The organism is Sphingobium sp. EM0848 (genome assembly GCF_013375555.1).
Lineage (GTDB): Bacteria > Pseudomonadota > Alphaproteobacteria > Sphingomonadales > Sphingomonadaceae > Sphingobium.
The window spans coordinates 1,497,465-1,521,625 of the sequence record NZ_JABXWB010000001.1 but is presented as its reverse complement, the minus strand read 5'-3'; the positions used below and the strand labels follow the sequence as shown (position 1 = coordinate 1,521,625).

Genomic DNA, 24,161 nt, shown 5'->3' with positions numbered 1-24,161 from the left:
TTTCTATGGAATGAGTAGACAAGGTCGCGAGCGATATGCTCCGCGGCTTTTGAAGGATGTCAGCTTGCTCCGCGTCATCAACGGCTAAAGCGCACGGTACTGAAGCGACCACGCAAGGTTTCGTGTTCCTCCTCTGCTGGAGAAGACGATGACCCACCATTCCCCCCATAGTCGTAAATCGCGCCGCCTTGGTGCAGATCGGCAAGTCCGCATCCCTCACTCCTCATGGACGCGCGTTGAGCGTGCCCCGCAGAACGCCGCGCCCGTCAAGGCGGAGGAGTTCTGGAGACTTCTGGGTCTTTAGAGCAGTGAGCGCAAAGTAGGAATCGCGGACGATTCCTTTTTGCGCGGATTTGTGATTCATGTGCCTGTGGAGGTGAACCATGGGCAGAGCATATTCGGCTGATTTGCGGGAACGGATATCGGCGCACGTAAGGGCGGGACACTCGCGCCGGGCGGCGGCCCGCCATTTCGGTGTGAGCGCGAGTTGCGCAGTGAAGTTGTTGCAGCGAGTGGAACGAACAGGTTCGGCTGCTTCTTCACGAATAGGGCGGCCACGCGGCGCTGGTAAGTTGGCGCCGTATATGGCCCGGTTGACGGGCTGGGTGGATAGGGAACCAGACATCGGCATGTCGGAGCTGTCCAACAAGCTTGCAGCGGAGACGGGCGTAGTTGCCCATCCGGCATCCCTCTCGCGGGTGCTGATCCAGGCTGGCTATCGGGTAAAAAAAACGCTGCTGGCCAGCGAGTGCGGACGCGATGATGTCGCTCATGCGCGACTGCGATGGCGCCTCGACCGGCAGCCGCAGATGCGCGCAAAGCCTCATCACCTCGTCTTTCTGGATGAGACGGCGACCACCACGAAGATGACCAAGCTTCGTGGCCGGGCGCCAAAAGGAGAGCGTCTCAAGGCCCGCGCTCCGTTCGGTCATTGGAAAACGCAAACCTTCATCGCGGGGCTGCGCTGCGATTGCTTGGTTGCCCCGTGGGTGATCGACCAACCGATGAACCGGCGCCTGTTCGAAACCTATATCGAAACCCAGTTGGCGCCAACGCTCAGCCCCGGCGATGTTGTGATCGCCGACAATCTGTCGAGCCACAAAAGCGAAAAGGTCAAAGCCTGCCTTAAAGAGCGAGGTGCGTGGATCCTTTTCCTCCCCGCTTATTCACCCGATTTGAACCCAATAGAAATGGCCTTCGCTAAATTGAAATCGCACCTGCGACGGATCGGGGCGCGGACCATCGATGAGCTATGGAAGGCTCTCGGACATATCTGCGACCTCTATTCTGCCGAAGAATGTTGGGAATATTTCAAGGCCGCCGGATATGCGTCCAACTAATCGCTCACCGCTCTAGAGCATCGTGCGGCGCGCTGCGTCCGGCGTGAATTTGTGCGTTCCTGTGCGGGAACGCGCAAATTTAAAGCTCACCGAAAGACCACGGTTTTCCCACCGTTCAGCAAAACCCGACGGTCGGCCAGCCAGCCGACCGCGCGAGCCAGTACCTGTGCCTCGATATCGCGGCCGATGCGGATCATGTCCTCGGCCGTGGCGCGATGGTCGACGCGTTCGACCGCCTGCTCGATGATCGGCCCTTCGTCCAGATCGGCGGTCACGAAATGCGCCGTCGCCCCGATCAGCTTGACCCCGCGCTCATGCGCCCGGTGATAGGGACGCGCGCCCTTGAAGCCGGGCAGGAAGCTGTGATGGATATTGACGCATCGCCCCGCGAGCTTCTCGACCAACCCTTCGGACAGCACCTGCATATAACGGGCGAGGATCAGATATTCCGACCGTGTCCGCTCGAAAATACCGATCAGCGCATCTTCCTGGGCGGCCTTGTCGCCATTGGGCGGCAACTCATGATAGGGAATGCCGTGCCATTCGGTGATGCGACGCATGTCGGGATGGTTGGACACCACGCCCATGATGTCGACCGCCAGCATTCCGGTCTGCCAGCGATGCAGAAGATCCGCAAGGCAATGGGACCCCTTGGAAACCGCTATCAGCATGCGTGGCTTTTCGTCGGCTGCTGTTAATCGCCAATCCATCATGAAATGCGTACCGATTTCCGCAAATTCGCTACGCAATAGGTCGGTATCGTTCATCCGCTCGTCTGTCGCCTCGAACGCGACGCGCATGAAGAAGCGGCCCGCCTCCCGATCTGCATATTGCTGGCTGTCAGTGATGAAGCCGCCGCGCTCGGCCAGGAACCGGCTCACCGCCGCGACGATGCCGACCCGGTCGGCACAGGCCAGAGTAAGAACCCAGGATGGAACAACCGGATCAGTCACGCGCATCTCCCCGCAAAGTGGCAAATGCGTTGCCTCAAGCCGGCGCGCCGATCAACCCGTTACGCTTCGCGCGCGTTACCGTGACAATGCCGCGTACATCGCCGTGCCGGAATAAAATTACATTTTCTTGGGCATGCAGTCGGCACCGGCCGCCTTGATCGCGCCGCATAACCTGGACGCATCGGCACTGCTCGACAGTGGTCCGGCCTGCAAGCGGGTCACGCCGCCGCTGGTCATGATATAGGGCTGATAGCCAGACAGGCCGCTGACCTTCCTGTTGAGCTGGCTCCAGAGCGCGCGTGCGCGCGCCTCCTCGCTGAATGCGCCGATCTGTACGCGCCATGCGCCACCGCTGGCGACATGCGGCAAAGCAGGTTTCGCCGTCGCGACTTTCGGCGCGGGAGCGGGCGCGGGCGCGGGTTTGGCCTTGGGCGGAGGCGTGGTTTCAACCTTTTCCGGCCTGGGAGAAGGGGCAGGGGAGGCTGGGGTGGAGGGTGGCAGGGCGGTCGTGCGGATCGGCTTTGGCGCCTCGCGCGATGTCGGGGCGCCGCTGTCCGCTGGCTGTTCCTGCTGCGCCATGGAACGCGCCATGGCAATGCCTTCGCTGCGCTGATCCTGGGGTATGAACTTGTCCATCTGGCGAAGGCTGGTCGTCGCCTGCGCCAGCCCGGATTCGGATGACCGCGTCATCAGCGCATAGGCCCGCACCCAATTCTTCGCCGCCAGATCGCCGTTGAACAGTGCGGTGCCGACGATATATTGCGCCCGCGGCTCGCCCCGGTCGGCGGCTCGCTGCAGGAAGGGCAGGGCGCCTGCCCGATCCCCCTGCTGGAACATCAACAGGCCCAGATTGTCCTCCGCACGTGAATGGCCCTGTTTGGCGGCCTTGCGATACCAATCGATCGCGGCGGCGGGGTCCGTCTTCACGCCGCGCCCCAGCTTATAGGCCTGCCCCATGTTGAACTGCGCATCGGGATCGCCGGTCTGCGCCAGCGGCAGCCACAGGGCGACGGCCTTGGCGTAATCTCCCTGTTGCCATGCATCGACTCCCGCCTTCACATCGGCCAGTGCCGGTTGCGCGATGCTCAGCACTGTTCCAGCGGCCAGTGCCCCCCAGATACGCTTCATGCTCATGCTCCCAATGGGTCTTCGCTTCAACCTATGCCGACACAAGGTTAATAGCGACTTAGCATTAAGAACATCGCCTTTTCACCCCTTGCTACGCTTCCGTATCCATTAACCAATTCTTAGGCGGCCTTGTGGCACTCCTTGCAGCAATTGGATTTTCTGGGGGAAGTTGCGTGCGCATATTGGCATTGGCATCGCAAAAGGGGGGGTCGGGCAAGACGACCCTGTCGGGCCATCTGGCCGTTCAGGCCCAGCGGGCGGGCGCAGGCCCGGTCGTGCTGATCGACATCGATCCGCAGGGGTCGCTGGCCGATTGGTGGAACGAGCGTGAGGCCGAATATCCCGCCTTTGCCCAGACCACGGTGGCACGCCTTGCCGCCGATCTGGAAATCCTTCGCCAGCAGGGCTTCAAGCTGGCCGTCATCGACACGCCACCGGCGATCACCATGGCGATCCAGAGCGTCATTTCCGTGGCCGAGTTGATCGTCGTGCCGACCCGTCCCAGTCCGCACGACCTGCGCGCCGTGGGCGCCACGGTCGACCTATGCGAACGCGCAGGCAAGCCGCTGATCTTCGTGGTCAACGCCGCCACCCCCAAGGCGCGCATTACTTCCGAAGCCGCCGTCGCCCTGTCCCAACATGGGACAGTCGCTCCCGTTACGCTGCATCACCGCACCGATTTCGCCGCCTCGATGATCGACGGCCGCACGGTGATGGAGGTCGACCCCAATGGCCGCTCGGCCGGAGAGGTCACGCAGCTCTGGACCTATATTTCCGACCGGCTGGAAAAGAATTTCCGCCGCACCGTCTTTTCCGTGCCGCACAATGCCGTGGGAACGGCGGGCACGGTTCGTCCGGCAAACGGCGGTTTCGGCCGCCGGGTCGCGCAGTAAGGGGAGAGGATAGACATGGCCGAACCGAAACCTCTCGCCTCGTTGACCTCGGGCCTGCTGGCTCGCAAGGGCGCCGCTCAGCCCGCCATGCGCCGCCCGGTACTGGGCTTTGGCATGACCGCCGGAGCGACCGCGCTTCAGGAGGATCTGGGCTGGAACGACATGGGCTTCGACGTCACTCAGCCTGAGCCGACGCCGGTTGAACCACGCTCTGTCGCTGGGTTGACGCCGATGACGGCTGTCCCGACCGTTGCGCCGGTGCCGCCCGTGGTGGTCGAACGCGAGGAACTGGCCGAGCGCATCGCGGAAGTCAGCATTCCCGCCCCGATCGCGGATGTGAAGCCGGCCAGGCCCAGGAAGCCGGGCAAGGCCCGCACGCCCGCCGTGGCGAAGGGACGTAAGGCCGCCTTTACCCTGCGGCTCGACGCCGACCGCCATTTGAAGCTTCGCCTGGCCAGCGCCATTGCGGGCCGATCGGCGCAACAGATGGTGACGGAAGCTCTCGACTCCTTCCTGAGCAGCCTGCCGGAAATCGACCGGCTGGCCCAACAGCTGCCGCGCGCCCGCGGCGACAATTGAGGAACGGCAAGGCCATGAAGCGCAAGGCTTTCGCAAAGGCAGCAGTCGCATCGCTGCTCGTTGGCACGACCATGGTGGGATGCACGGGTGCAGCCTTCCGTCCCGCCGCCATTGCACCGCAGCCAAGTCCCGATCGTTTGGCCGCCAGCGTCGAAAAGGCGCTCGCCGACCGCGATGGCGCTCGCGCCGTGAAGGCAGCGGAGGCTGTGGTGGAGGGTGCCCCGCGCGATGCCCGCTATCGCCAGTTGCTGGGCCGGGCCTATGTCGCGGATGGCCGTTTCGTCTCGGCGGAAACGGCGTTGACGGACGCCATGACGCTCGGCAATCGCGATGCCCGCACCATCGTCACTCTGGCGCTGGTGCAGGCTGCTTTGGGCAAGGATCGCGCCGCGCGCGACCTGCTTGCCAATAATGCGGACGTGGTTCCCGCCGCCGATTATGGTTTGGCCATGGCGATGGCTGGGGATGCGGAGGAAGGCGTGCGCATCCTCTCGCAAGTGATCCACGATCCTTCGGCCACGGCGCAGACGCGCCAGAACCTGGCCTATGCCTATGCGCTGGCCGGCCGGTGGAAGGATGCGCGGATGATGGCGGGCTTCGACCTTGATCCGCTCGCCGCCAATCAGCGGATCGCTCAATGGGCGCAGACCGCCATTCCCGGTCAGCCTGAGCAGCGTGTCGCGGCGCTGATGGGTGTGACGATCAACGGTGGCGATGCGGGTCAGCCCGTGGCTCTCGCGCTGGCGCCGGAAGCCGCTCCGGCCCGGATGGCGGAAACCGCGCCTGTTGCCGAACAAGCCCCTGACGTCGCGCCTGTTGAAATGGCCGCTGCCGATCCGGCGCCCGTCCCTGCGTCGCAGCCCGTCGCCAACGAAGCGCCTGCGCCGGTGATCCAGGCCATTGCGGCTCCGGTTCGTGTCGCGGCCCGCTCTGTCGCGTCGCGTCAGCCCGCGCCTGCCCGCATCCGCCAGATCGCCTTCCGCCCGAGCGGCAAGGGCGCGGGCAACTGGGTTGTGCAATTGGGCGCCTATGGCAATGCGGCCATTGCCAAGGAAAAATGGGTTGCCATGGCCCGTCGGAACAGCGCGCTGCCAAACCTTCCCGTCGTCACCAGTCAGATCACGGTGAATGGGGCAACCTTTGCGCGCCTCGCTGTCGGCGGCTTTGATGACCGAGCCGCAGCGGCGGCACTCTGCCACGGCATCCAGGCCCGTCGCGGCCAGTGCTTCGTGCGTGAAAATGTTCCTGACGCCACTCCGCAGCGCTGGGCACTGACGACCCGCGGTCGGCAATACGCGACGCGTTAAAGGACGATCACAAAGCTTTTATGCGGGCGGCGTCGACGGTGTCCGCCCGCAATGCTTTTGGCGCGAAGGCTGTGCCGGAGCGATAGCATCGAAATCAGGAAATCCGGCCATTTTTCTCGCCCGCCGGAAGGGCTAAAGTGGCTCCCCGAGTAGGATTCGAACCTACGGCCATTCGATTAACAGTCGAATGCTCTACCGCTGAGCTATCGGGGAGCAGCCCGGCTTCCGCTGGGCAGGCCGCGCCTATAGCAGCGGCTTTCCAGAGATGGCAAGCGGCAAATGACGGAAATTTTTCAGGCGATGAACTGTTCCGCCGCGATCCGGTCGTCCAGCGTATGTTCGGGGTCGAACAGCAGCGTCAGCGGCGTTGCGCGGTCGATCTTCACCTCGACCTGCGCGATGTCGCGCACTTCGCGCTGGTCGGCGACGGCACTGACCGGGCGCTTCACCGGATCGAGCACGGTGAACTGGATTGCGGTGCTCTCCGGCAGGATCGCCCCACGCCAGCGCCGGGGGCGAAAGGGGCTGATCGGCGTCAGCGCCACCAGCGCCGACCCCAGCGGCAGAATCGGCCCATGGGCGGAGAGATTATAGGCCGTCGATCCCGCCGGCGTCGCTACCAGCACCCCGTCGCACACCAGTTCCGGCAGCACGGTACGGTCGTTGACCTTCACCTCCAGCTTGGCCGTCTGGCGCGTTTCGCGCAGCAGGGACACCTCGTTGATCGCGGGAATGGAGAAGCGTTCCCCGTCCACCGTATCGACGTTCATGCGCAGCGGATTGACCTTGAACGGCTTGGCGGCTTCGATCCGCTGTTCCAGCCGCTCCAGCCGCCATTCGTTCATCAGGAAGCCGACCGTGCCCAGGTTCATCCCGAACACCGGCAGGATGCGCCGCCCTTCCAGCATGGAATGCAGCGTCTGGAGCATGAAGCCGTCGCCGCCCAGCGCGATGATCATGTCCGCCTGTTCGACCGGCACGAAATCATAGGCTGCGCGCAGCCTTTCCTCTGCCGCCTTGGCAGCCGGAGTGGGGGAGGCGACCAGAGCGCGCCGAACCTCGTCCGTCATCCGCCGGTCACGCTCATGTGACGCCGCACCGCGGCCGGAGCGCCCGCTGCGATGCGGAAGTCATGGCGCGCGGGCTTCAACCGCAAGGCGCGATCGATCAGTGGTTGCACGGCGGCCAGACCATCCTCGCGCAAGGCGGCCTTGAGGTCGACATGATCCTCATGACCCAGACACATGAAGATCTTGCCCTCACACGTCATCCGCATCCGGTTGCAATCGTCGCAGAAATTATGGGTGAGCGGCGTGATCAGCCCCAGACGGAGATTCAATCCCTCGACCGCATGATAGCGCGCGGGACCGCCGGTGCGATGTGCAATCGGTTTCAGCGCATGATGCCGCCGGATCGATTCGGCCACCTGCGTCAGCGGCAGATAATGATCCGTCCGGTCCTCGCCGGTTTCGCCCAATGGCATCGTCTCGATCAGCGTCAGGTCGAAGCCCTGGCGGTCGCACCAATGCAGCATCGGCAGGATCTCATCCTCGTTGATGCCACGGAGCGCGACCATATTGATCTTGACCGAAAGGCCCGCCGCCCGCGCCGCATCCAACCCGTCGATCACGGCCTGCACATCGCCGCCGCGCGTCACATGGGCGAAACGGTCGGGATCGCGGCTGTCCAGACTGACATTGATCCGCCGGACGCCCGCATCGGCCAGCGCCTGCGCATGCTGCGTCAGCCGTGTGCCGTTGGTGGTCAGCGTCACCTCGTCCAGCCCACCGCCCAGATGCCGCCCGATCCGCCGCACCAGATCGACGATATCCCGCCGCACCAGCGGTTCGCCGCCCGTCAGCCGAATCCGGCGCACGCCCCGCGAGATGAAGAGATCGGCCAGCAGCGCGATCTCCTCCAGCGTCAGTACCTGATTCTTCGGCAGGAATTGCATCCGCTCCGCCATGCAGTAACGGCAGCGCAGGTCGCAGCGGTCCGTCACCGAAATCCGCAAATAGCTGATCCGGCGGCCGAGCGCATCGGTCAACGCCGTGCGCGCAGGATCGACCATCTCCATATTTCCTAGCTAGGCCATGGACCTGTCCCGTGCAAGCACAACGCATTCGTACCCTCTCCCGTTGCAGCAATGTGAACAGGTCGGTAACCGATGGAAGGTAGGAAGGGGGCAATGGACCGTCCCCCAAGGAGCATCATGTGAGCGGTGAAACCGCACTGGACGGACAACGCAGCCTTTTCATTCTGTCACCGGGTGACCGCGACGGCTTGTCCCATGTCGCGCGGCAGGCGGGCTGGCGCGTGATGGCGGCCCGGCGGCCTGCCGATGCCGCGCAGCGTTTCCTGCACAGCGATGCCCAGATCGCTTTGATCGACATGCGCGGCGCCCGCGACGGAGGCACAAGGCTGATCGCGGCCATGACCCCCGTGGTCGATGCCGGGGGCGGGGCTTTGATCGCGCTGGTCGACAGGCAGGGGATGGCCAATGTGCCCTTGTTGATGGAGGTGGGCGCCACCCATTATCTTGCCGCGCCTTTCTCCCCGGATGAGTTGCGCGCCACCCTCGCGTCCGCACAGCGGTTGGTCGACCGGCTCGTCGGCGGCGTGACCCACAGCCGCCGCGCCCAGCGCATCCGGCGCGGAGACGCGCTGTTCTGGGAGAGGGAAGGGAACGACATCCGCCTCAGCGACAGTCTTGCCCGGCATTTCGGCCTCGACAGCCCGCGGCTCGGCCCGGCGGGTTTCATCCGTCGCCTGCCCCGTTCGGAACGCCGCTCCGTCATCGCGGCGCTGCGCGGCATGATGCGTGCCGGCCGCCCGGAAGCCTTCGCCCATGCCGCGCCCGGTCGTCCCGGCGACAGGCTGGTCCACCATCTGCGTCTGATTGATGGTGTGGTTGCGGCGGATGTGGAGTGGCTGTCCGATGCTCACGGTCATGACGCGACCGGCCGCGACGACCTGACCGGCCTGCGCTCGCGTCAGGCTGCGCTGGACTGGCTGGAACAGCGCAAGGGGCTGGCGACCACGGTGCTGCTGCTATCGATCAGCCAGTTCGACCGGATGAACGCGGCCTATGGCCAGGTCGTGGGCGACGCGCTGCTGGGCCGCATCGCTCGCCGGATCGAGCGCATGACGGTCGACATGGCGGCAGGCGCCATCGCCGCGCGCATTGCGGGCACGGAATTTCTGATCGGTCTGACGGGCGAAGCCGCCGCCGCCGACCGCGCCACCTTCCTCGCGCGTCAGTTGATCGGCGCCATCGGCCGCCCGTTCAGCGCGGGCGACCATCTGATTCGCCTCACCGCTCGCTGCGGCATTGCCCAGTCGCGCCCTGACGACGACGCCACGCACCTCATCCGCCGCGCCGGAACCGCTCTGGCCGATGCGCGGCAGGGCGGCGGGGAGGGCATCCGCATCTTCTCCGCCGAAAAGCGCAGCCGTCAGGTCGATGCGGACCAGCTTGAAACCGATCTCCGTCTGGCGCTTGACCGGGGCGAGATCGGCATTGTGTTCCAGCCGCAATATCCGGTCGACAGCGTGCATATGACGGGGGTGGAGGCGCTCGCCCGCTGGAACCACCCGCAATATGGGGCGCTGGGCGCGGGCATGCTGTTCGCGACGGCGGAGCGTTCCGACTATATGCTGCCGCTTTCGGCGCATATTCAGGCCGAAGCCTTGCGTCAGGCCGCCGCTTGGCCCCGCGCGCTGTCGCACCTGCGCCTGTCGATCAACGTCACGGCGGACGATATCGCCCAGCCCGGCTTCATGCCGCAATTCCTGAATCTGGTCGACACCAGCGGCTTTCCCCGCTCTCGCCTGACGGTGGAGATCACCGAAAGCGGCCTGATCGAGGATGTGGACAATGCGACCGCGTTGCTCACCGCTTTGCGTGCGGAGGGGCTGGCCGTCGCGGTGGACGATTTCGGCACCGGCTATTCCAGCCTTGCCTATCTGAAAAGCCTGCCGCTCGATTATCTGAAGATCGACAGCGGTCTGGCGCAGGACATTGCGGGCACCGCCCGCGACCGCATCATCGTGCGCAGCGTCATCCATATGGCGAAATCGCTGGGCCTCAGCGTCATCGCGGAGGGGGTCGAGACCGAACAGCAGCTCGATCTCCTGACCCGGGAAGGCTGCGACTATTATCAGGGTTTCCTGCGTTCGGCGGGCGTGTCGTCCGCCGATCTCGTGGCGCTGGCGCTAAAGGCTTAGGCCCAGCCGCCCGATCATGCTCGCTCCGGCATGACGGCTACCCGGCCCGTCGATGCTGCTATTGGCATAGCGCACCCCGGCGAACCAGCGCCCCTTCAGATAGTCGACGCTGACACCATGATCCCAATATGTGCCATCCGGCCGCAATCGCGCGGCCCGGACCGGATCGCGAACGTTCCCCGACGATCGCCCGATCCGCGCCGAAACGGTGAAAGGCGTTCCCGGCACAGCCATGGCGACCGACGCCGACAGATAGAGATTATCCCCACCAATGGACGATTGCCGGGGGGCATAGCTGCCGTTGAGATCAACGCTGGCCGGTCCGATCAAAAATCCCGCATCGACGCCCATTTCACCATAGCCCTGCCCGGATGCGCCCGGAAACAGGTGATAGCGCCCCTCAGCGGACAGTCGCCATCCGTCGATCTGCCGCGCATAGGTTGCGCCCAGATCGACCGCGGCATCCGCGCCGTCATGCCGGTCGCTCCCCCAGAGCGAAACCGCTGCGCCATCCAGGCTCAGCCCTTCGGTCACGGGCACCGAAACCGTGCCGCGCAGCACAGGGTCGCCATCGCTCCAACTCAATCCGCGGCGCCGTTCATCGCTCGCGACCTCGACCGTCGCCGAAACGCCTTCAGCATATTGGGCAAAGGCAGGACCCGCGCTGGCGCAACCCAACAGGGCGCATGCCAGCGCGGCCCGCTTCTCAGTTCGAGGCAAGATTGCGAACCGCATCGAGCTCGGTCAGAAGCGGCGTCTGATCTGCTTCGGCAACCGAGATCAGATGTTCGCGGATCGCGCCCTCATGCTGCGCCAGATTACGCTCGCCCGACTGACGGCCCGGCGTGCAGGCGCCATGCTCGCTGCCGGAAAATTCCCTGTCGCTCGAAATGGTTCGGCTGTGCGCGGGGCCATGGCTGAGGGCGCGATCGACCATGATGGTTGCGGTCCACTGGCACCGCTGCATGTCCATCCGGTTCGGGGTTTTGGCACCCACGGTCTTGGTGCGGAACTCCGCCCGCGCGCTGTAGGTGGCCTGCACGGGGGTTCCACGATGGTCGATCTGGACGGTGTGCGTCGCTGCTGCCGTCGCCAGCGCGATAAGGGTCAAACTCATGCAAAATTCTCCTGCTGGATGCCGGACTTTGCTGCCCGGTCATCGAGACAGGATTTAGGTTGCGACTGTTGCTGGCTGTTGTCTGGGAAATAACAAAGCGGTGCTATCCTGCCGCTTTCGCCAATCCCTTCGAAAGCTGCAAAGCTCCATTCAGCCGAGCCGCCGGATCGGCCCATGCTCGGTTCACCACCACCTTGCTGTCGGGCCGCAGACGCGCCACGCCGTTCAACCGTTGAACATAGGCCACCAGCCCCTCCGGCTTGGGGAAGCGATCCTCGAAGAAGCTGACCAGCGCCCCCTTCGGTCCCACGTCGATTTTCGCGATATTGGCCTTCACGCAGTTCTGCTTGATCTCGATCACCTTGAAGAGATTCTGCGTCGGGGCGGGCAGCTTGCCGAAACGGTCGATCAACTCGGCGGCAAAAGCCTCCAGCCCTTGCCGGTCCTCCACCTCGTTCAGGCGGCGATACAGCCCCATGCGCAGGTCGAGATCGGGCACATAATCCTCGGGGATAAGGATCGGCGCGTCCACCGTGATCTGCGGCGAGAAGCTCTCCCGCTTCTCCAGCCCGGCGCCACCAGCCTTGGCTTCCAGAATCGCATCCTCCAGCATCGACTGGTAGAGTTCGAACCCGACTTCCTTGATATGCCCCGACTGCTCGTCCCCGACGAGATTGCCCGCACCGCGAATGTCGAGGTCATGGCTTGCCAGCTGGAACCCGGCCCCCAGCGTATCCAGATCGGACAACACCTTGAGTCGTTTTTCCGCCGTCTCGGTAATCGCCCGGTTCGCGGGCGTGGTGAAATAGGCATAGGCCCGCGTCTTCGACCGCCCGACACGCCCGCGAAGCTGATACAATTGCGCCAGCCCGAACCGATCCGCCCGGTGGATGATGAGCGTATTGGCGGACGGAATATCGAGGCCACTTTCGACGATCGTGGTCGACAGCAGCACGTCATAACGCTTGTCGTAGAAGGCGGACATGCGTTCCTCGACCTCGCCCGCCGCCATCTGGCCGTGGGCGACGATGGGCTTCACCTCCGGCACCTCGGTCCGCAGGAATTCCTCCACCTCGGTCAGATCGGCAATTCGCGGCACCACGAAGAAACTCTGCCCCCCGCGATAATGCTCGCGCAGCAGCGCCTCTCGGATCACCACCCCGTCCCAGGGCATGATATAGGTCCGCACCGCCAGACGATCCACCGGGGGCGTCTGAATGACCGATAGTTCCCGCAGCCCCGACATCGCCATCTGCAAGGTGCGCGGGATTGGCGTCGCGGTCAGCGTCAGCACATGCACATCGGTCTTGAGCGACTTCAGCCGCTCCTTGTGCGTCACGCCGAAACGCTGCTCCTCGTCAACGATGACCAAGCCCAGCCGCTTGAACTCCAGCCCCTTGGCCAGCAGCGCATGGGTGCCCACCACAATATCGACGGTCCCATCGGCAAGGCCCGCCTTGACGGCCTTGGCCTCCTTGTCCGGCACCAGTCGCGACAGGCGCCCGATATTCACCGGAAAACCCCGGAACCGCTCCTCGAAATTCATATGATGCTGCCGGGCGAGCAGGGTGGTCGGGCAGATCACCACCACCTGCATCCCCGCCATCGCCGCCACGAAAGCGGCGCGCAAAGCCACCTCCGTCTTGCCGAAGCCCACATCGCCGCAGACCAGCCGGTCCATCGGCCGCCCGGCGCCCAGATCCTCGACCACGTCCATGATGGCGCGGTCCTGATCCTCCGTCTCCTGATAGGGGAAGCGATCCACGAAGGCCGGATAACCCGCGCTATCCGGTTCCGCCACGGTCGCGGCCCGAAGCGCCCGCTCCGCCGCCGTCTTGAGCAACTCACCCGCAATCTCGCGGATGCGCTCCTTCATCCGCGCCTTGCGCCGTTGCCACGCCTCGCCGCCCAGCTTGTCGAGGCTCACCCCCTCGCTGTCGGACCCGTAGCGGGAGAGAACCTCCAGATTCTCCACCGGCACATAGAGCTTGTCGCCGCCGGCATATTCCAGCGCCACGCAGTCATGCGCCGCCTTGGCGACCGGGATTTGCGTCAGCCCCTCATAGCGGCCGATGCCATGATCCATATGCACGACCAGATCGCCCGGCGAGAGCGTCGCCAACTCCTGCAGGAACGCATCGGCATTCTTCTTCCGCTTGGCCCGCCGCACCAGCCGGTCGCCCAGCATGTCCTGCTCGGTCAGCACCGCCACATCGGGCGCGGTAAAGCCATGGTCCAGCGGCAAGACGGTCAGCACCGTGCTGCCTCCGGCCGCGATCCCCAAAGCCTCCTGCCAGCTGTCCGCCGCCGCGATCCGCTTCAGCCCATGATCCGCCAGCAGCCCCGAAAGCCGCTCCCGCGCACCCCCGGAATAGCTCGCAATGACGACCTTCTTCTTCGCCCGTTGCAGCGAAGCGATATGCTTCCCCACCGCCTCATAGACATTGGCGTTCTGCGCCCGCTCCGGCGCGAAATCACGCGGGCCATCGACGGCGAAATCCAGAACCGAAGCGCTTTCCGGCTCATGGAAAGGCGTGGTGGCGTGCATCGGCCACTCTCGCACGATGCCGTCCCATTCCTCCGCATCCAGATAGAGCGCCTTCGGCTCCAAAGGCCGATACGCCCCCGGATCGGAGGACTTCGCCTGAACGCGATTGGCGTGATAATCTCGGATCGCCTCGAAGCGCGCCTCGGCCGCGCCCGCCACGCCATGATCCAGCAGGACCAGCGTATCGTCGCCCAGATGCTCGGTCATCGGCACCAGCCGTTCCTCGAACAGCGGCAGCCAATGCTCCATCCCCGCGAGCCGCCGCCCGTCGCTCACCGCCTGATAGAGCGGGTCGCCCGTCGCCGTCGCCCCGAACGTCTCGCGATAGCGCCCGCGAAACCTTTTGATCGTCTCCTCATCCAGCAAAGCCTCGGACGCGGGCAGCAGCGTAAAGCCCTCGACACTCCCGCTGGTCCGCTGGTCGGCGGGATCGAAGCGCCGCACCGTCTCGATCTCATCCCCGAAGAAATCGAGCCGCAAAGGCTGTTCCTCGCCGCCGGGGAACAGGTCGACAATGCCGCCGCGAATGGCGAACTCGCCCCGGTCATGCACGGTATCGGTCCGCACATAGCCATTGGCCTGCAACATGTCCGCCAGCCGCGAAATCGCGATCCGCTCCTTGGGCGCGAGCTTCGCCACCAACTGCCGCACGCGGAAGGGGGTGAGGGTCCGCTGGGTCAACGCATTGAGCGTCGTCAGAACAAGCTGCGGTCCCTTGGGCTTGCCCTGAAGCGCATAAAGCCCCGCCAACCGCGCCGAAGCCGTTCTCAGCGAAGGACTTGCCCGGTCATAGGGCAGGCAGTCCCATGCGGGAATTTCAACAATCTCGATCTCCGGCGCGAAATAATGCGCCGTATCCGCCACTGCCCGCATAAGCTGCTCATCGGGTGCGACGAACAAGGCGCGTGAAGGCGCTGCCCGCGCAATGTCCGCCAGCAACCAGGGCTGAAACCCGGCCGGAACCCCCGAAAGAGTCATGGGGGCGGAGGCTTTGAGGATTTTCAGAAGATCGGTCATATTCTCATTTCGTCGTTCCCGCGAAGGCGGGAACCCATCTCCCAACCTCAGGTCTGGATGCTCCGTCAGGAGATGAATCCCCGCCTTCGCGGGGATGACGGACTGGGACTTATTTCTTCCCAATCTCCACAAAATCCAGCTTGGCGAACTTGTCCCACATTGGCCCCTGCCACTCTTCCGGCACCGGCAGCACCCCCATGGCCCAGGCCATGATGTCGGCATCCTGCTCATCCATGAACCGCTCGAACCAGACGATCTCTTCCTCGCCCCACTCGGCATGATAGCGATCGAAGAACCCACCCACGGCCAGATCGGCTTCCTTGATGCCGCGATGCCAGGCCCGGAATTGCAGGCGGCGGATACGGGGATCTTCGTTCACAATTTGTTCCTTAACCGGACATGCCAAAAACACCGATCGGATGTTTGAACCACCGTCCCGGCTGGGCTAGAGCATCGGGCCATAACCATGCGCCCAGATATTCTCAATCCACTCTTCACCGAAATCGAAGCGCTCAAGGGCGTAGGCCCCGCGCTTGCCAAACCGCTGGAGCGGCTGGGGCTGGCCCGTGCCGTGGACGTCGCCTTCCACCTGCCGGTCAGCTTCATCGACCGCCGGATGGTGGACGAATTGATCCTGTCCGACTCAGGCCGCGTCATCGGCATCGAACTGACCCCCACCGACTATCGAGCCTCCGGCAGCGCCCGCGCGCCCTTTCGCGTCATTGCGCAGGACAAATATGGCAACATGGTCGCGCTGGTCTATTTCGGCCGTAACAGCGCCTGGCCACGCAAGCTCTTGCCCCTGAACGAGCCCAAATTCATCTCCGGCAAGCTGGAGGCCTATGGCGACAATCTCCAGATCGTTCACCCCGACTATGTCCTCCCACCGGAGGAAGCCGCCACCATCCCCGCGCGAGAGCCGGTCTACGGCTTGTCGGAGGGATTGACCAACAACCGCCTGCGCGATCTGGTCGCCCAATCGTTGAGCCGCGCCCCCGATCTCCCCGAATGGATCGAACCCAGCCTGCTCGCGCAAAAGGGGTGGCCCACATGGCACGAAGCCCTGACCCGCATCCACGCTGACCCCAGCGACGCCAAGGCCCGCGAACGGCTCGCCTATGACGAGATTTTCGCCGGCCAACTCGCGCTGATGCTGGTCCGCCAGTCCTCCCGCAAGCGCAAGGGCGTCCCCATCGCCGGAGACGGCCACCTGCGCGCCATGCTGCAACTCCCCTTCGCCCCGACAGGCGCCCAACGGCGCGCCTTCACGGAAATCGAAGGCGACATGGCCCAGCCCGTCCCCATGCTCCGCCTGCTGCAAGGCGATGTCGGCTCGGGCAAGACGCTGGTCGCCCTGATGGCGCTCCTCAACACGGTGGAAGCGGGCGCGCAGGGCGCGCTTCTCGCCCCCACCGAAATCCTCGCCCGCCAGCATTATGAAACCCTGCGCAAGATGGCGTCCGGTCTGCCAGTCACCATCGCCATCCTCACCGGCCGCGAGAAAGGCAAGACCCGCGAGTCCACCCTGATGGGTCTGGCGGATGGCAGCATCGACATCCTCGTCGGCACACACGCCATTTTTCAGGAAGCCGTCCGCTACAAGAATCTCGCCCTCGCGGTGATCGACGAACAGCATCGCTTCGGCGTCGCCCAGCGCATGATGCTCGCGGCCAAGGCCGAGCGCACGCCGCATCTGCTGGTGATGACCGCCACCCCGATCCCGCGCACGCTGACGCTGACCTATTATGGCGAAATGGACGTCTCCCGCCTCGACGAGATGCCCCCCGGCCGCCAGCCGATCCAGACGGTCGTGATGTCGTCCAACCGCCTCGACGAAGTGGTCGAAGCGCTTGCCCGCCATATCGAAGGCGGCGGCCAGGCCTATTGGGTCTGCCCTTTGGTCGAGGAAAGCGAAACCAGCGATCAGGCTGCCGCCGAAGCCCGCGCAGAAATGCTGAAAATGCGCTTCGGGGATCTTGTCGGGCTCGTCCACGGCCGCATGAAAGGCCCGGAAAAGGACGCCGCGATGGAGGCCTTCGCTGCGGCCCGCACCAAGGTCCTTGTCGCCACGACCGTCATCGAGGTCGGCGTCGATGTTCCCAACAGCAACCTCATCATCGTTGAAGGTGCCGAGCGGTTCGGCCTTGCCCAGCTTCACCAGCTTCGGGGCCGGGTAGGCCGAGGCCAGAACCACAGCGTCTGCATCCTCCTGCGCGGCGGCGCGCTCAGCGAAACCAGCCGTGCCCGCCTCGCGCTCATGCGGGAAACCAATGACGGCTTCCGGATCGCCGAAGAAGACCTGCGCTTGAGAGGGGCGGGCGAAATTCTGGGCACCCGTCAGTCTGGTGAGCAGCAACTCAGGCTCGCCACGCCCGAACATCTTTCCGCGCTGCTCGATTCCGCCCGAGACGACGCCCATCTCCTGATCGACCGCGACGGCGGTCTCAGCGAAGCGAGAGGAGAGGCGGCCAGAACCTGCCTGTATCTTTTTGAACGCGACGCTGCCGTGGGCCTGCTCCGCAGCGGATAGGCATTATCTGTTCCGGTCTTTGCAAAATCAATGCAATCGGACATGGCCTGCACCACATCATGCCGATCCCGTCACTCCTTGGAAGCGGGGGAGGGCTTTACCAGGCCGTCTGTCGCGGCGGAATGAGCGAGAGCATCGCGTCGTACATGGGTTGATCGATCCGCGCCAGAAATTCGACGCCCACCCGGCCATCCTCAGCCCAGCGGACTTCTCCGGCGAGGTCCTTCGCGACCGGCAGCCACACCGTCATCCGCTGGCCGATGTCGAATTGCGCGTCGGACCGGCACATCAGGCCCAGCGCTGAAATATTGATGATCCGCGCCCCATAGGTGCGCCCGTTCGCGGTGATATGGCTGACCATATCGACCAGGTCGCGCTGAATCCGTCGCTGGTCGACCGAAGGGTCCCGCGACTGGTTAAGATGCGTAAGGCTTGCGAACACCGAAGGCATGGGATCAGATTAAGGTAAGAAAGATAGATTCTTCCTTACACGATCTGGTTAACGCGCCCTTGACGCTCATTTAAATTCAAGCGGTTACCAGCCCATGCTTCTTCGCGCCGAAGCTGACCTTGTCCCCCGCCTTCAACACCAGGGCCGGATCGCTCACGACTTCCCCGTTAACGCGGATGGCGCCTTCCGAAAGCTTCCGCCGCACTTCCTTGTTGGACGCGGCAAAACCCAGCGCGGTTGTCCCCTGAACGATATTCAGCCCTTCGGCCCCCAGGCTGACCGTCGGCAGGTTCGCATCCGCAGCACCTTCCTCGAAGGTGCGGCGCGCCGTCTCCGCCGCGGCCTCCGCCGCCGCGATTCCACGGCATAGCGCGGTAGCTTCATTGGCGAGGATTTTCTTCGCCTCGTTGATCTCCGCGCCCTGAAGCGACGCGAGCCGCTCCACCTCATCCATCGGCAGGTCGGTGAACAGCCGCAGCCGGTTCGCCACGTCGGCGTCGGCGGTGTTCCGCCAGAACTGCCAATAATCGTAGCTCGAAAGCTGGTCCTCGTTCAGCCATACCGCGCCGCCCACGGTCTTGCCCATCTTGGTGCCGTCGGCGTTGGTCAGCAGCGGCGTGGTGAGGCCGAACACCTGCGTGCCATCCACACGGCGGGCCAGTTCGACGCCGTTGACGATGTTCCCCCACTGGTCCGACCCGCCCATCTGCAACCGGCAGGCCGACCGCCGCGACAGCTCCAGAAAGTCATAGGCCTGGAGGATCATGTAGTTGAACTCGAGGAAGCTCAGCGACTGCTCGCGATCCAGCCGCAGCTTCACCGAATCAAAGCTCAACATCCGGTTGACCGAGAAATGCTGCCCGATATCCCGCAGGAACGGGATATATTCCAGCTTGTCCAACCATTCGGCATTGTCGAGCATGATCGCATCGGTCGGCCCGTCACCAAAGGTCAGGAACCGCTCGAACACGCGCTTGATGCTGGATACATTCTCCGCGATCAGGTCCGTGGTCAGCAACTTGCGCGCTTCGTCCTTGAAGCTGGGGTCGCCGATCTTGCCGGTCCCACCGCCCATCAGCACGATCGGCTTGTGCCCGGCCTTCTGCAACTGACGCAGCATCATGATCGATACCAGATGCCCGACATGCAGCGACGGCGCCGTCGGATCGAAGCCGATATAGCCCGGCACGATCTGCTTGGCGGCCAGGGCATCCAACCCCTCCGCGTCGGTCAGCTGGTGGATGTAACCGCGCGCTTCGAGCAGGCGGAGCAGATCGGACTGGTAGTTGCTCATGGCGCGCGCCTGTAGCATTGAGGGAGCGACTGTAAAAGAGGTGGGACAATTTCATGCTGGCAATAGGCCTGATGTCGGGCACTTCGCGCGATGGCATAGACGCCGCGTTGATCGAAACCGATGGAGAAGGCGCCAGCAAGGGCATCGCCTTCCACGCCATGCACTATCATGACGGTTTCCGCCTGCGCCTTGTCGAAGCCTGCCAACGGGCCATGGCGATGGAAAAGCCCGGTTTCGAACCCCTGATCCACGCGGTCGAGGAAGAGTTGACCGAACTTCATGTGGAGGCCGTCACCGACCTCCTCGCCCGCAGCGGCACTACGGCGCAGGACGTTGCGGTGATCGGTTTCCACGGCCACACCGTTGCGCACCGTCCGGAAAGGCGCTGGACCTGGCAGATCGGTGACGGCGCCGCGCTTGCAGGCGCCTTCGGCATCCCGGTCGTCGGCGACCTGCGCAGCGCCGATGTCGCGGCGGGGGGGCAGGGCGCGCCGCTGCTCCCGGTCTATCATCGCGCCCTCGCGCATGACTTGCCCAAGCCCGTCGCCATTCTGAACCTTGGCGGCGTGGCCAACATCACCGCCATTGCATCCGATGGACAGATCGTCGCCTTCGACACTGGCATGGCGAGCGGCCTTATCGACAATTGGATGCAGACCCACAGTGATCGCAATTTCGATGAAAATGGCGCCATTGCTGCCACCGGGCAGGTGGATGAAGCCCGCCTGACACAAATGCTTGCCGACCCCTGGTTTGCAGTGGCCCCGCCCAAGAGCATAGACCGCGAAGCGTTCACCATCGAATCCACCCGAGGCCTCTCTCTGGAGGATGGCGCCGCGACGCTGACGGCCTTCTCCGCCGCAGCGGTCGCCAAGGCGCTGGATCATCTTCCTGAGCGCCCTGAGCACATCTACGTGGCCGGCGGCGGCCGCCACAACGCCACGCTGATGCGGATGCTGGCGCGCTATTGCGGCGCGGAGGTCCGGGCCGTGGATGAACTGGGCTGGGACGGCGACGCACTGGAGGCACAGGGCTTCGCCTATATGGCGGTCCGCCATCTGAAAAATCTGCCGATCAGCTTCCCCGGCACCACCGGCGCGCCGCAGCCCATGGGCGGCGGGGTTCTGTTCGACCCTGTTTAGGCATCGACCTCCAGCCGCGCCAGCAGCCGGTCCATCTTTTCATGCAGATTGGCGATCTCCGTTTCCGTGCGCAAATTGGTCTCATAATCCATCCGCGCCTCCAGCCGGTCCTTCGCCGCCTGCCGGTTCTGGCTCATCATGATGACCGGCGCCTGCAACGCAGCCAGCATCGACAGCATCAGATTGAGGAAGATAAACGGAAAGGGATCGAAGGCACGGGTCGCCAGCACCATGGTGTTGAGCAGCGCCCAGGCCACCATGAACAGGCCGAACCCGATGATGAAGCTCCAGGACCCGCCTATGGCGGCAACCCGGTCGGCCAGCTTCTCGCCGAAGGTCAGCCCCTGGTCGAACACTTCGTTGAGGTCGCGGGATACGGGCACGCGGCGGAGCGGCGCCGTCAGGAAGCGGATGGCTGCGTTCATAACTCACCTCTTGGCCGACCATCCCGCCGGGCCGGTCGCAGGTGAGCGGGATCGACTTACCCGATCAGTGCGAAAGTCCCGGCGGGACGGTCATTCGACTATGGTCGTCGTTGGACATGGTTCCCTCTGGGATGCACGAAAAACCGGCCTGAAAGCCGATGAATGGGAGATGCGCCCGCTATAGGCTGAGGTCAACCGGCGCGCGGATTAAATATCGGTCATCTTCGATCGAATGGGCCGGAAAAGGCTCGCCCCGCTTGGCGTCAAAAAAGGGGCAGAATAGCCTGAAGGGAGCCATCGCGCTGGTCGCGATTGCCCTCGCGATAGGCGCATCGCCCGCCTTTGTGCAGCCAAGCGCGCAGGCCGAGGAATCATCCACAGACCTGTCCACAGCTTCATCCACACAGTTATCCACAAACTTATCCACAGCAGCAGCCTGACCGCGATTGCGGGCTGGATTGCAGCAGCGGCGGACTATGGTATCGGCTCGCTGATCAGCGTCAAATTCCGACGCTGACTTCTTATCGCTTGCGCGTCAGTTCCCGCATCGCCTCATCGATCCCTTCGATAGTGAGGGGGTACATGCGTTCGTTCATGATCTCGCGGATCATCCGGGTGGACTGGCTATAGCTCCAATGGGCCTCCTGTGCCGGGTTCAGCCACACTGCGGCGGGGTAGGTGTGCGTAACCCGGTTCAGCCAGATCGCGCCCGCTTCCTCGTTCATATGTTCGACCGATCCGCCCGGATGGCTGATTTCATAGGGGCTCATCGCCGCGTCCCCGACGAAGATTACCTTATAGTCATGCCCATATTTGTGGAGGATGTCCCAGGTCGGAATCCGTTCGGAAAAGCGCCGCCTATTGTCCTTCCACACACCTTCATAAAGGCAGTTATGGAAGTAGAAGAATTCCATATTCTTGAATTCGCCGGTCGCGGCGGAGAACAGCTCCTCGCAGAGCTTGATGAACGGGTCCATCGATCCGCCCACATCCAGGAACAGCAGCAGCTTCACCGCATTGTGCCGCTCCGGCCGCATGCGGATGTCCAGCCATCCCTGCCGCGCGGTCCCCCGGATGGTCGCGTCCAGATCCAGCTCGTCGGCCGCCCCCTCCCGCGCGAAGCGTCGCAGCCGCCGCAGCGCCACCTTGATATTGCGCGTGCCCAGTTCACGCGTGTTGTCCAGATTGGCGAATTCCCGCTTTTCCCACACCTTGATCGCGCGCTTGTGCCGGCTTTCGCCGCCGATGCGCACGCCTTCGGGATTGTAACCGCCATTGCCGAAGGGGGATGTGCCGCCGGTGCCGATCCATTTGTTCCCGCCCTGATGGCGGCCCTTCTGTTCCTCCAGCCGCTTCTTCAGCGTCTCCATGATCTCGTCCCAGCTGCCCAGCGACTTGATCTTCTCCATCTCCTCTGGACTGAGGAATTTCTCCGCGACCAGCCGCAGCCATTCCTCGGGAATTTCCGCCTCAACCCCTTCGGTGCCCAGCACACCCTTGAACACCCGCGCGAACACCTGATCGAAGCGGTCGATCAGTCCTTCGTCCTTCACATAGGTCGCGCGGGCGAGATAATAGAAATCCTCCGGCCGCTGTCCGATCACGTCGCGGTCCAGCGCCTCCAGCAGCAGCAGATGTTCCTTGATGCTGGCGGGAATGCCCGCAGCACGAAGCGCGTCGAGAAAATTGAGCATCATGATGCCGCCCTTCTCCGCCAGCTTCGAAAGTGATGCAAGGCGGTTCGACGCTGCATCATTGTCGGAATGTTAAATGTTGCAATGCATCGTTAATAGGGCAGTATCCAAATGGGCGGACTGGACGGGGTGATATTGAAAAACGGGGATTTATTGACCGATCTGGGAGAGCGATCCGGCGATATTGCGCTGCAATGCAGCGAGACAGCCGGTTTTCTTGGCGAACTGACCCGTCGGATTCAGACCGATTCCACGCGCCTCAGCGAATTGCAGTCGAACATGGAGGCTCTGGCGGTCAGCCAGAATGAAAGCGTTCTCGCCGCGCAGGAACTCAGCCTCACCGCCCGGCGCGCGGGGAAGATCATCGCCGATGGGCATGAGGCGATCACCCTGTCCCTGGGGCAGATCACTGAACTGATCGAGAATGTCACCGGGCTGGAAGGCCATTTGCGCCAGTTTCTGAGCGTTATCGAAACGGTGGGCGGCATTTCGGAAGAATTGGGCGCCATAGCGCGTCAGACCCGGCTGCTTGGCGTCAATGCGGCGATCGAGGCGGCGCGGGGCGGCGCGGCGACGCAGGGCTTTGCCGTCGTTGCCGATGAAATCCGGCGTCTTGCCGGGCAGGCGGGCGAATCCACGGCTTCCGTAGGCGACAAGCTGGGCCAGCTGGACCGCGATGCGCGCCAACTCATAGGAGGCGTCGAAGCCAATATCGTGCGAGGTCGCGATGTCGGCGCGCATATCGACACGCTGCGCATCAGCATGGCTGAAATCGCCTCTCTCGTGACGCAGTTCGGGGACCGATCCGACACGATCGTGACCTGCACGGATGAAGCCGATGGCGATATCGCCGCCTTGCGGCAGGGATTGTCGCGCTTCAGCCAGTCGTCGAGCGAAAGCGCCGCCCGCGTCGAAACCGCCCGAAGCCAGCTCGAACAGTTGGAAGGGATGGCGAACGACATGCTCAACACCGCCGCCCATGGCGGGCATGTCACCCGCAACAGCCGCTATATCGCCATGGCCGAGGACGGTGCCGAGGAAGTCATGGCGCTGATCGAAACTGCGCTGGAAGAGCAGCGGCTCGATATGTCCTTTCTGTTCGATACCGCCTATCGCCCGATTCCGGGGACGGAGCCGGTGCAATATGAAAATGCCTTGACCGCCTTTGCCGACCGCCATGTGCAGCCTTTGCTCGATCGGCGCACGGCGCAGGATAGTGCGATCGTCGGCTGCTGTCTGGTCGATATGAATGGCTATCTGCCCACGCATATCAGTGCGCGCAGCCAGCCGCAGCGTCCCGGTCAGCCGCGCTGGAATATGGAAAATGCCCGCAACCGCCAGATCTTCATGGACGGCCAGACTCGCCGCGCACTGGACAGGGAAGGGGATTTCTTCCTCTTCACCTATCGGCAGGATCTGGGGGAGGGCCGGTATCGTGCATTGCGCAGCGTATTCGTGCCCCTCGTCATCCGCGGGCGGCGCTGGGGACTCTATGAGGTCGGTTATCTGATCTGAG

The 24,161-nt window shown here is 63.8% G+C and carries 20 protein-coding genes and 1 tRNA gene; 8 read left to right on the top strand and 13 right to left on the bottom strand.

What is annotated here, in order from left to right; translation table 11 throughout:
* The first annotated feature begins 383 nt into the window (after window positions 1–383).
* Window positions 384–1,340, top strand: coding sequence for an IS630 family transposase (locus tag HUK73_RS07170; RefSeq protein ID WP_176591283.1), 957 nt, complete (start codon window positions 384–386; stop codon window positions 1,338–1,340).
* A gap of 86 nt (window positions 1,341–1,426) precedes the next feature.
* Here the strand turns inward: HUK73_RS07170 and purU are convergent, their stop codons facing one another.
* Both purU and HUK73_RS07160 read right to left on the bottom strand, forming a co-directional pair.
* A complete protein-coding gene (gene purU, locus HUK73_RS07165) occupies window positions 1,427–2,299 on the bottom strand; it encodes a formyltetrahydrofolate deformylase (protein WP_176591282.1) in 873 nt (290 codons plus the stop codon).
* A 111-nt stretch (window positions 2,300–2,410) separates the two neighbouring features.
* On the bottom strand, window positions 2,411–3,427 hold the full coding sequence (locus tag HUK73_RS07160) for an SPOR domain-containing protein (RefSeq protein WP_176591281.1): 1,017 nt from the start codon (window positions 3,425–3,427) through the stop codon (window positions 2,411–2,413).
* A 167-nt stretch (window positions 3,428–3,594) separates the two neighbouring features.
* On the opposite strand from HUK73_RS07160, the gene HUK73_RS07155 reads away from it, so the two are divergent.
* The 3 genes from HUK73_RS07155 to HUK73_RS07145 are packed head-to-tail and all read left to right on the top strand — an operon-like array spanning window position 3,595 to window position 6,200.
* Entirely contained in the window at window positions 3,595–4,314 is a 720-nt protein-coding gene (locus HUK73_RS07155) for a ParA family protein (RefSeq protein WP_176591280.1), read from the top strand.
* A gap of 15 nt (window positions 4,315–4,329) precedes the next feature.
* Entirely contained in the window at window positions 4,330–4,893 is a 564-nt protein-coding gene (locus HUK73_RS07150) for a hypothetical protein (RefSeq protein ID WP_176591279.1), read from the top strand.
* A gap of 14 nt (window positions 4,894–4,907) precedes the next feature.
* Entirely contained in the window at window positions 4,908–6,200 is a 1,293-nt protein-coding gene (locus tag HUK73_RS07145; protein WP_176591278.1) for an SPOR domain-containing protein, read from the top strand.
* Between the two features lie 138 nt (window positions 6,201–6,338).
* On the opposite strand, the gene HUK73_RS07140 is transcribed toward HUK73_RS07145, so the two are convergent.
* The 3 genes from HUK73_RS07140 to moaA all read right to left on the bottom strand — a co-directional run bounded on the left by HUK73_RS07140 (window position 6,339) and on the right by moaA (window position 8,277).
* A tRNA-Asn gene (locus HUK73_RS07140) sits at window positions 6,339–6,413 on the bottom strand.
* 80 nt (window positions 6,414–6,493) lie between these two features.
* Entirely contained in the window at window positions 6,494–7,270 is a 777-nt protein-coding gene (locus HUK73_RS07135; RefSeq protein ID WP_176591277.1) for an NAD kinase, read from the bottom strand.
* A complete protein-coding gene (gene moaA / locus HUK73_RS07130; RefSeq protein ID WP_176591276.1) occupies window positions 7,267–8,277 on the bottom strand; it encodes a GTP 3',8-cyclase MoaA in 1,011 nt (336 codons plus the stop codon). Before moaA ends, HUK73_RS07135 begins: the two co-directional genes overlap by 4 nt.
* Before the next feature lie 137 nt (window positions 8,278–8,414).
* Here moaA and HUK73_RS07125 point away from each other — a divergent pair, with 137 nt between their 5' ends.
* Window positions 8,415–10,427 carry an EAL domain-containing protein gene (locus tag HUK73_RS07125; protein ID WP_176591275.1) on the top strand — a complete coding sequence of 671 codons (2,013 nt, stop codon included), beginning with the start codon at window positions 8,415–8,417 and terminating at the stop codon, window positions 10,425–10,427.
* Here HUK73_RS07125 and HUK73_RS07120 read toward each other — a convergent pair.
* The 4 genes from HUK73_RS07120 to HUK73_RS07105 form a co-directional block, all read right to left on the bottom strand.
* Entirely contained in the window at window positions 10,416–11,147 is a 732-nt protein-coding gene (locus HUK73_RS07120; RefSeq protein WP_255326218.1) for a TorF family putative porin, read from the bottom strand. The genes HUK73_RS07125 and HUK73_RS07120 overlap by 12 nt on opposite strands.
* Window positions 11,134–11,544, bottom strand: a complete 411-nt coding sequence (locus HUK73_RS07115) for a hypothetical protein (protein ID WP_176591273.1) — start codon at window positions 11,542–11,544, stop codon at window positions 11,134–11,136. The genes HUK73_RS07120 and HUK73_RS07115 overlap by 14 nt, the downstream gene beginning before the upstream one ends.
* Window positions 11,545–11,647: 103 nt before the next feature.
* Complete coding sequence (gene mfd / locus HUK73_RS07110) at window positions 11,648–15,109, bottom strand: transcription-repair coupling factor (protein ID WP_176591272.1); 3,462 nt, start codon at window positions 15,107–15,109, stop codon at window positions 11,648–11,650.
* A gap of 109 nt (window positions 15,110–15,218) precedes the next feature.
* A complete protein-coding gene (locus tag HUK73_RS07105) occupies window positions 15,219–15,488 on the bottom strand; it encodes a succinate dehydrogenase assembly factor 2 (protein ID WP_176591271.1) in 270 nt (89 codons plus the stop codon).
* Between the two features lie 87 nt (window positions 15,489–15,575).
* Between HUK73_RS07105 and recG the strand changes: the two genes are divergently transcribed.
* Window positions 15,576–17,639, top strand: coding sequence for an ATP-dependent DNA helicase RecG (recG, locus tag HUK73_RS07100; RefSeq protein WP_176591270.1), 2,064 nt, complete (start codon window positions 15,576–15,578; stop codon window positions 17,637–17,639).
* 97 nt (window positions 17,640–17,736) lie between these two features.
* Here the strand turns inward: recG and HUK73_RS07095 are convergent, their stop codons facing one another.
* Window positions 17,737–18,090 (bottom strand): PilZ domain-containing protein, encoded by a 354-nt coding sequence (locus HUK73_RS07095; protein WP_176591269.1) that lies wholly within the window; start codon window positions 18,088–18,090, stop codon window positions 17,737–17,739.
* A gap of 76 nt (window positions 18,091–18,166) precedes the next feature.
* Complete coding sequence (gene tyrS, locus HUK73_RS07090; RefSeq protein WP_176591268.1) at window positions 18,167–19,384, bottom strand: tyrosine--tRNA ligase; 1,218 nt, start codon at window positions 19,382–19,384, stop codon at window positions 18,167–18,169.
* 53 nt (window positions 19,385–19,437) lie between these two features.
* Here tyrS and HUK73_RS07085 point away from each other — a divergent pair, with 53 nt between their 5' ends.
* A complete protein-coding gene (locus HUK73_RS07085; RefSeq protein WP_176591267.1) occupies window positions 19,438–20,526 on the top strand; it encodes an anhydro-N-acetylmuramic acid kinase in 1,089 nt (362 codons plus the stop codon).
* On the opposite strand, the gene HUK73_RS07080 is transcribed toward HUK73_RS07085, so the two are convergent.
* Both HUK73_RS07080 and HUK73_RS07075 read right to left on the bottom strand, forming a co-directional pair.
* The gene (locus HUK73_RS07080; protein ID WP_176591266.1) at window positions 20,523–20,951 is read right to left on the bottom strand and encodes a DUF1003 domain-containing protein; all 429 of its coding nucleotides are present in this window, start codon (window positions 20,949–20,951) and stop codon (window positions 20,523–20,525) included. The two genes, HUK73_RS07085 and HUK73_RS07080, sit on opposite strands and share 4 nt — an antisense overlap.
* A gap of 521 nt (window positions 20,952–21,472) precedes the next feature.
* Window positions 21,473–22,648 carry a VWA domain-containing protein gene (locus HUK73_RS07075; RefSeq protein ID WP_176591265.1) on the bottom strand — a complete coding sequence of 392 codons (1,176 nt, stop codon included), beginning with the start codon at window positions 22,646–22,648 and terminating at the stop codon, window positions 21,473–21,475.
* Between the two features lie 108 nt (window positions 22,649–22,756).
* On the opposite strand from HUK73_RS07075, the gene HUK73_RS07070 reads away from it, so the two are divergent.
* Window positions 22,757–24,160, top strand: a complete 1,404-nt coding sequence (locus tag HUK73_RS07070; RefSeq protein WP_176591264.1) for a methyl-accepting chemotaxis protein — start codon at window positions 22,757–22,759, stop codon at window positions 24,158–24,160.
* Window position 24,161 lies beyond the last annotated feature (1 nt).

What these genes read in the sequence shown, in the direction of transcription:
- HUK73_RS07135 (WP_176591277.1), bottom strand. Translation starts at nt 7,270, where the DNA reads ATGACGGACGAGGTTCGGCGCGCTCTGGTCGCCTCCCCCACTCCGGCT.
- mfd (WP_176591272.1), bottom strand. Translation starts at nt 15,109, where the DNA reads ATGACCGATCTTCTGAAAATCCTCAAAGCCTCCGCCCCCATGACTCTT.
- HUK73_RS07070 (WP_176591264.1), top strand. Translation starts at nt 22,757, where the DNA reads ATGGGCGGACTGGACGGGGTGATATTGAAAAACGGGGATTTATTGACC.
- tyrS (WP_176591268.1), bottom strand. Translation starts at nt 19,384, where the DNA reads ATGAGCAACTACCAGTCCGATCTGCTCCGCCTGCTCGAAGCGCGCGGT.
- HUK73_RS07075 (WP_176591265.1), bottom strand. Translation starts at nt 22,648, where the DNA reads ATGATGCTCAATTTTCTCGACGCGCTTCGTGCTGCGGGCATTCCCGCC.
- purU (WP_176591282.1), bottom strand. Translation starts at nt 2,299, where the DNA reads ATGCGCGTGACTGATCCGGTTGTTCCATCCTGGGTTCTTACTCTGGCC.
- HUK73_RS07095 (WP_176591269.1), bottom strand. Translation starts at nt 18,090, where the DNA reads ATGCCTTCGGTGTTCGCAAGCCTTACGCATCTTAACCAGTCGCGGGAC.
- HUK73_RS07080 (WP_176591266.1), bottom strand. Translation starts at nt 20,951, where the DNA reads ATGAACGCAGCCATCCGCTTCCTGACGGCGCCGCTCCGCCGCGTGCCC.
- moaA (WP_176591276.1), bottom strand. Translation starts at nt 8,277, where the DNA reads ATGGAGATGGTCGATCCTGCGCGCACGGCGTTGACCGATGCGCTCGGC.
- HUK73_RS07145 (WP_176591278.1), top strand. Translation starts at nt 4,908, where the DNA reads ATGAAGCGCAAGGCTTTCGCAAAGGCAGCAGTCGCATCGCTGCTCGTT.
- HUK73_RS07115 (WP_176591273.1), bottom strand. Translation starts at nt 11,544, where the DNA reads ATGAGTTTGACCCTTATCGCGCTGGCGACGGCAGCAGCGACGCACACC.
- HUK73_RS07085 (WP_176591267.1), top strand. Translation starts at nt 19,438, where the DNA reads ATGCTGGCAATAGGCCTGATGTCGGGCACTTCGCGCGATGGCATAGAC.
- recG (WP_176591270.1), top strand. Translation starts at nt 15,576, where the DNA reads ATGCGCCCAGATATTCTCAATCCACTCTTCACCGAAATCGAAGCGCTC.
- HUK73_RS07150 (WP_176591279.1), top strand. Translation starts at nt 4,330, where the DNA reads ATGGCCGAACCGAAACCTCTCGCCTCGTTGACCTCGGGCCTGCTGGCT.
- HUK73_RS07170 (WP_176591283.1), top strand. Translation starts at nt 384, where the DNA reads ATGGGCAGAGCATATTCGGCTGATTTGCGGGAACGGATATCGGCGCAC.
- HUK73_RS07160 (WP_176591281.1), bottom strand. Translation starts at nt 3,427, where the DNA reads ATGAGCATGAAGCGTATCTGGGGGGCACTGGCCGCTGGAACAGTGCTG.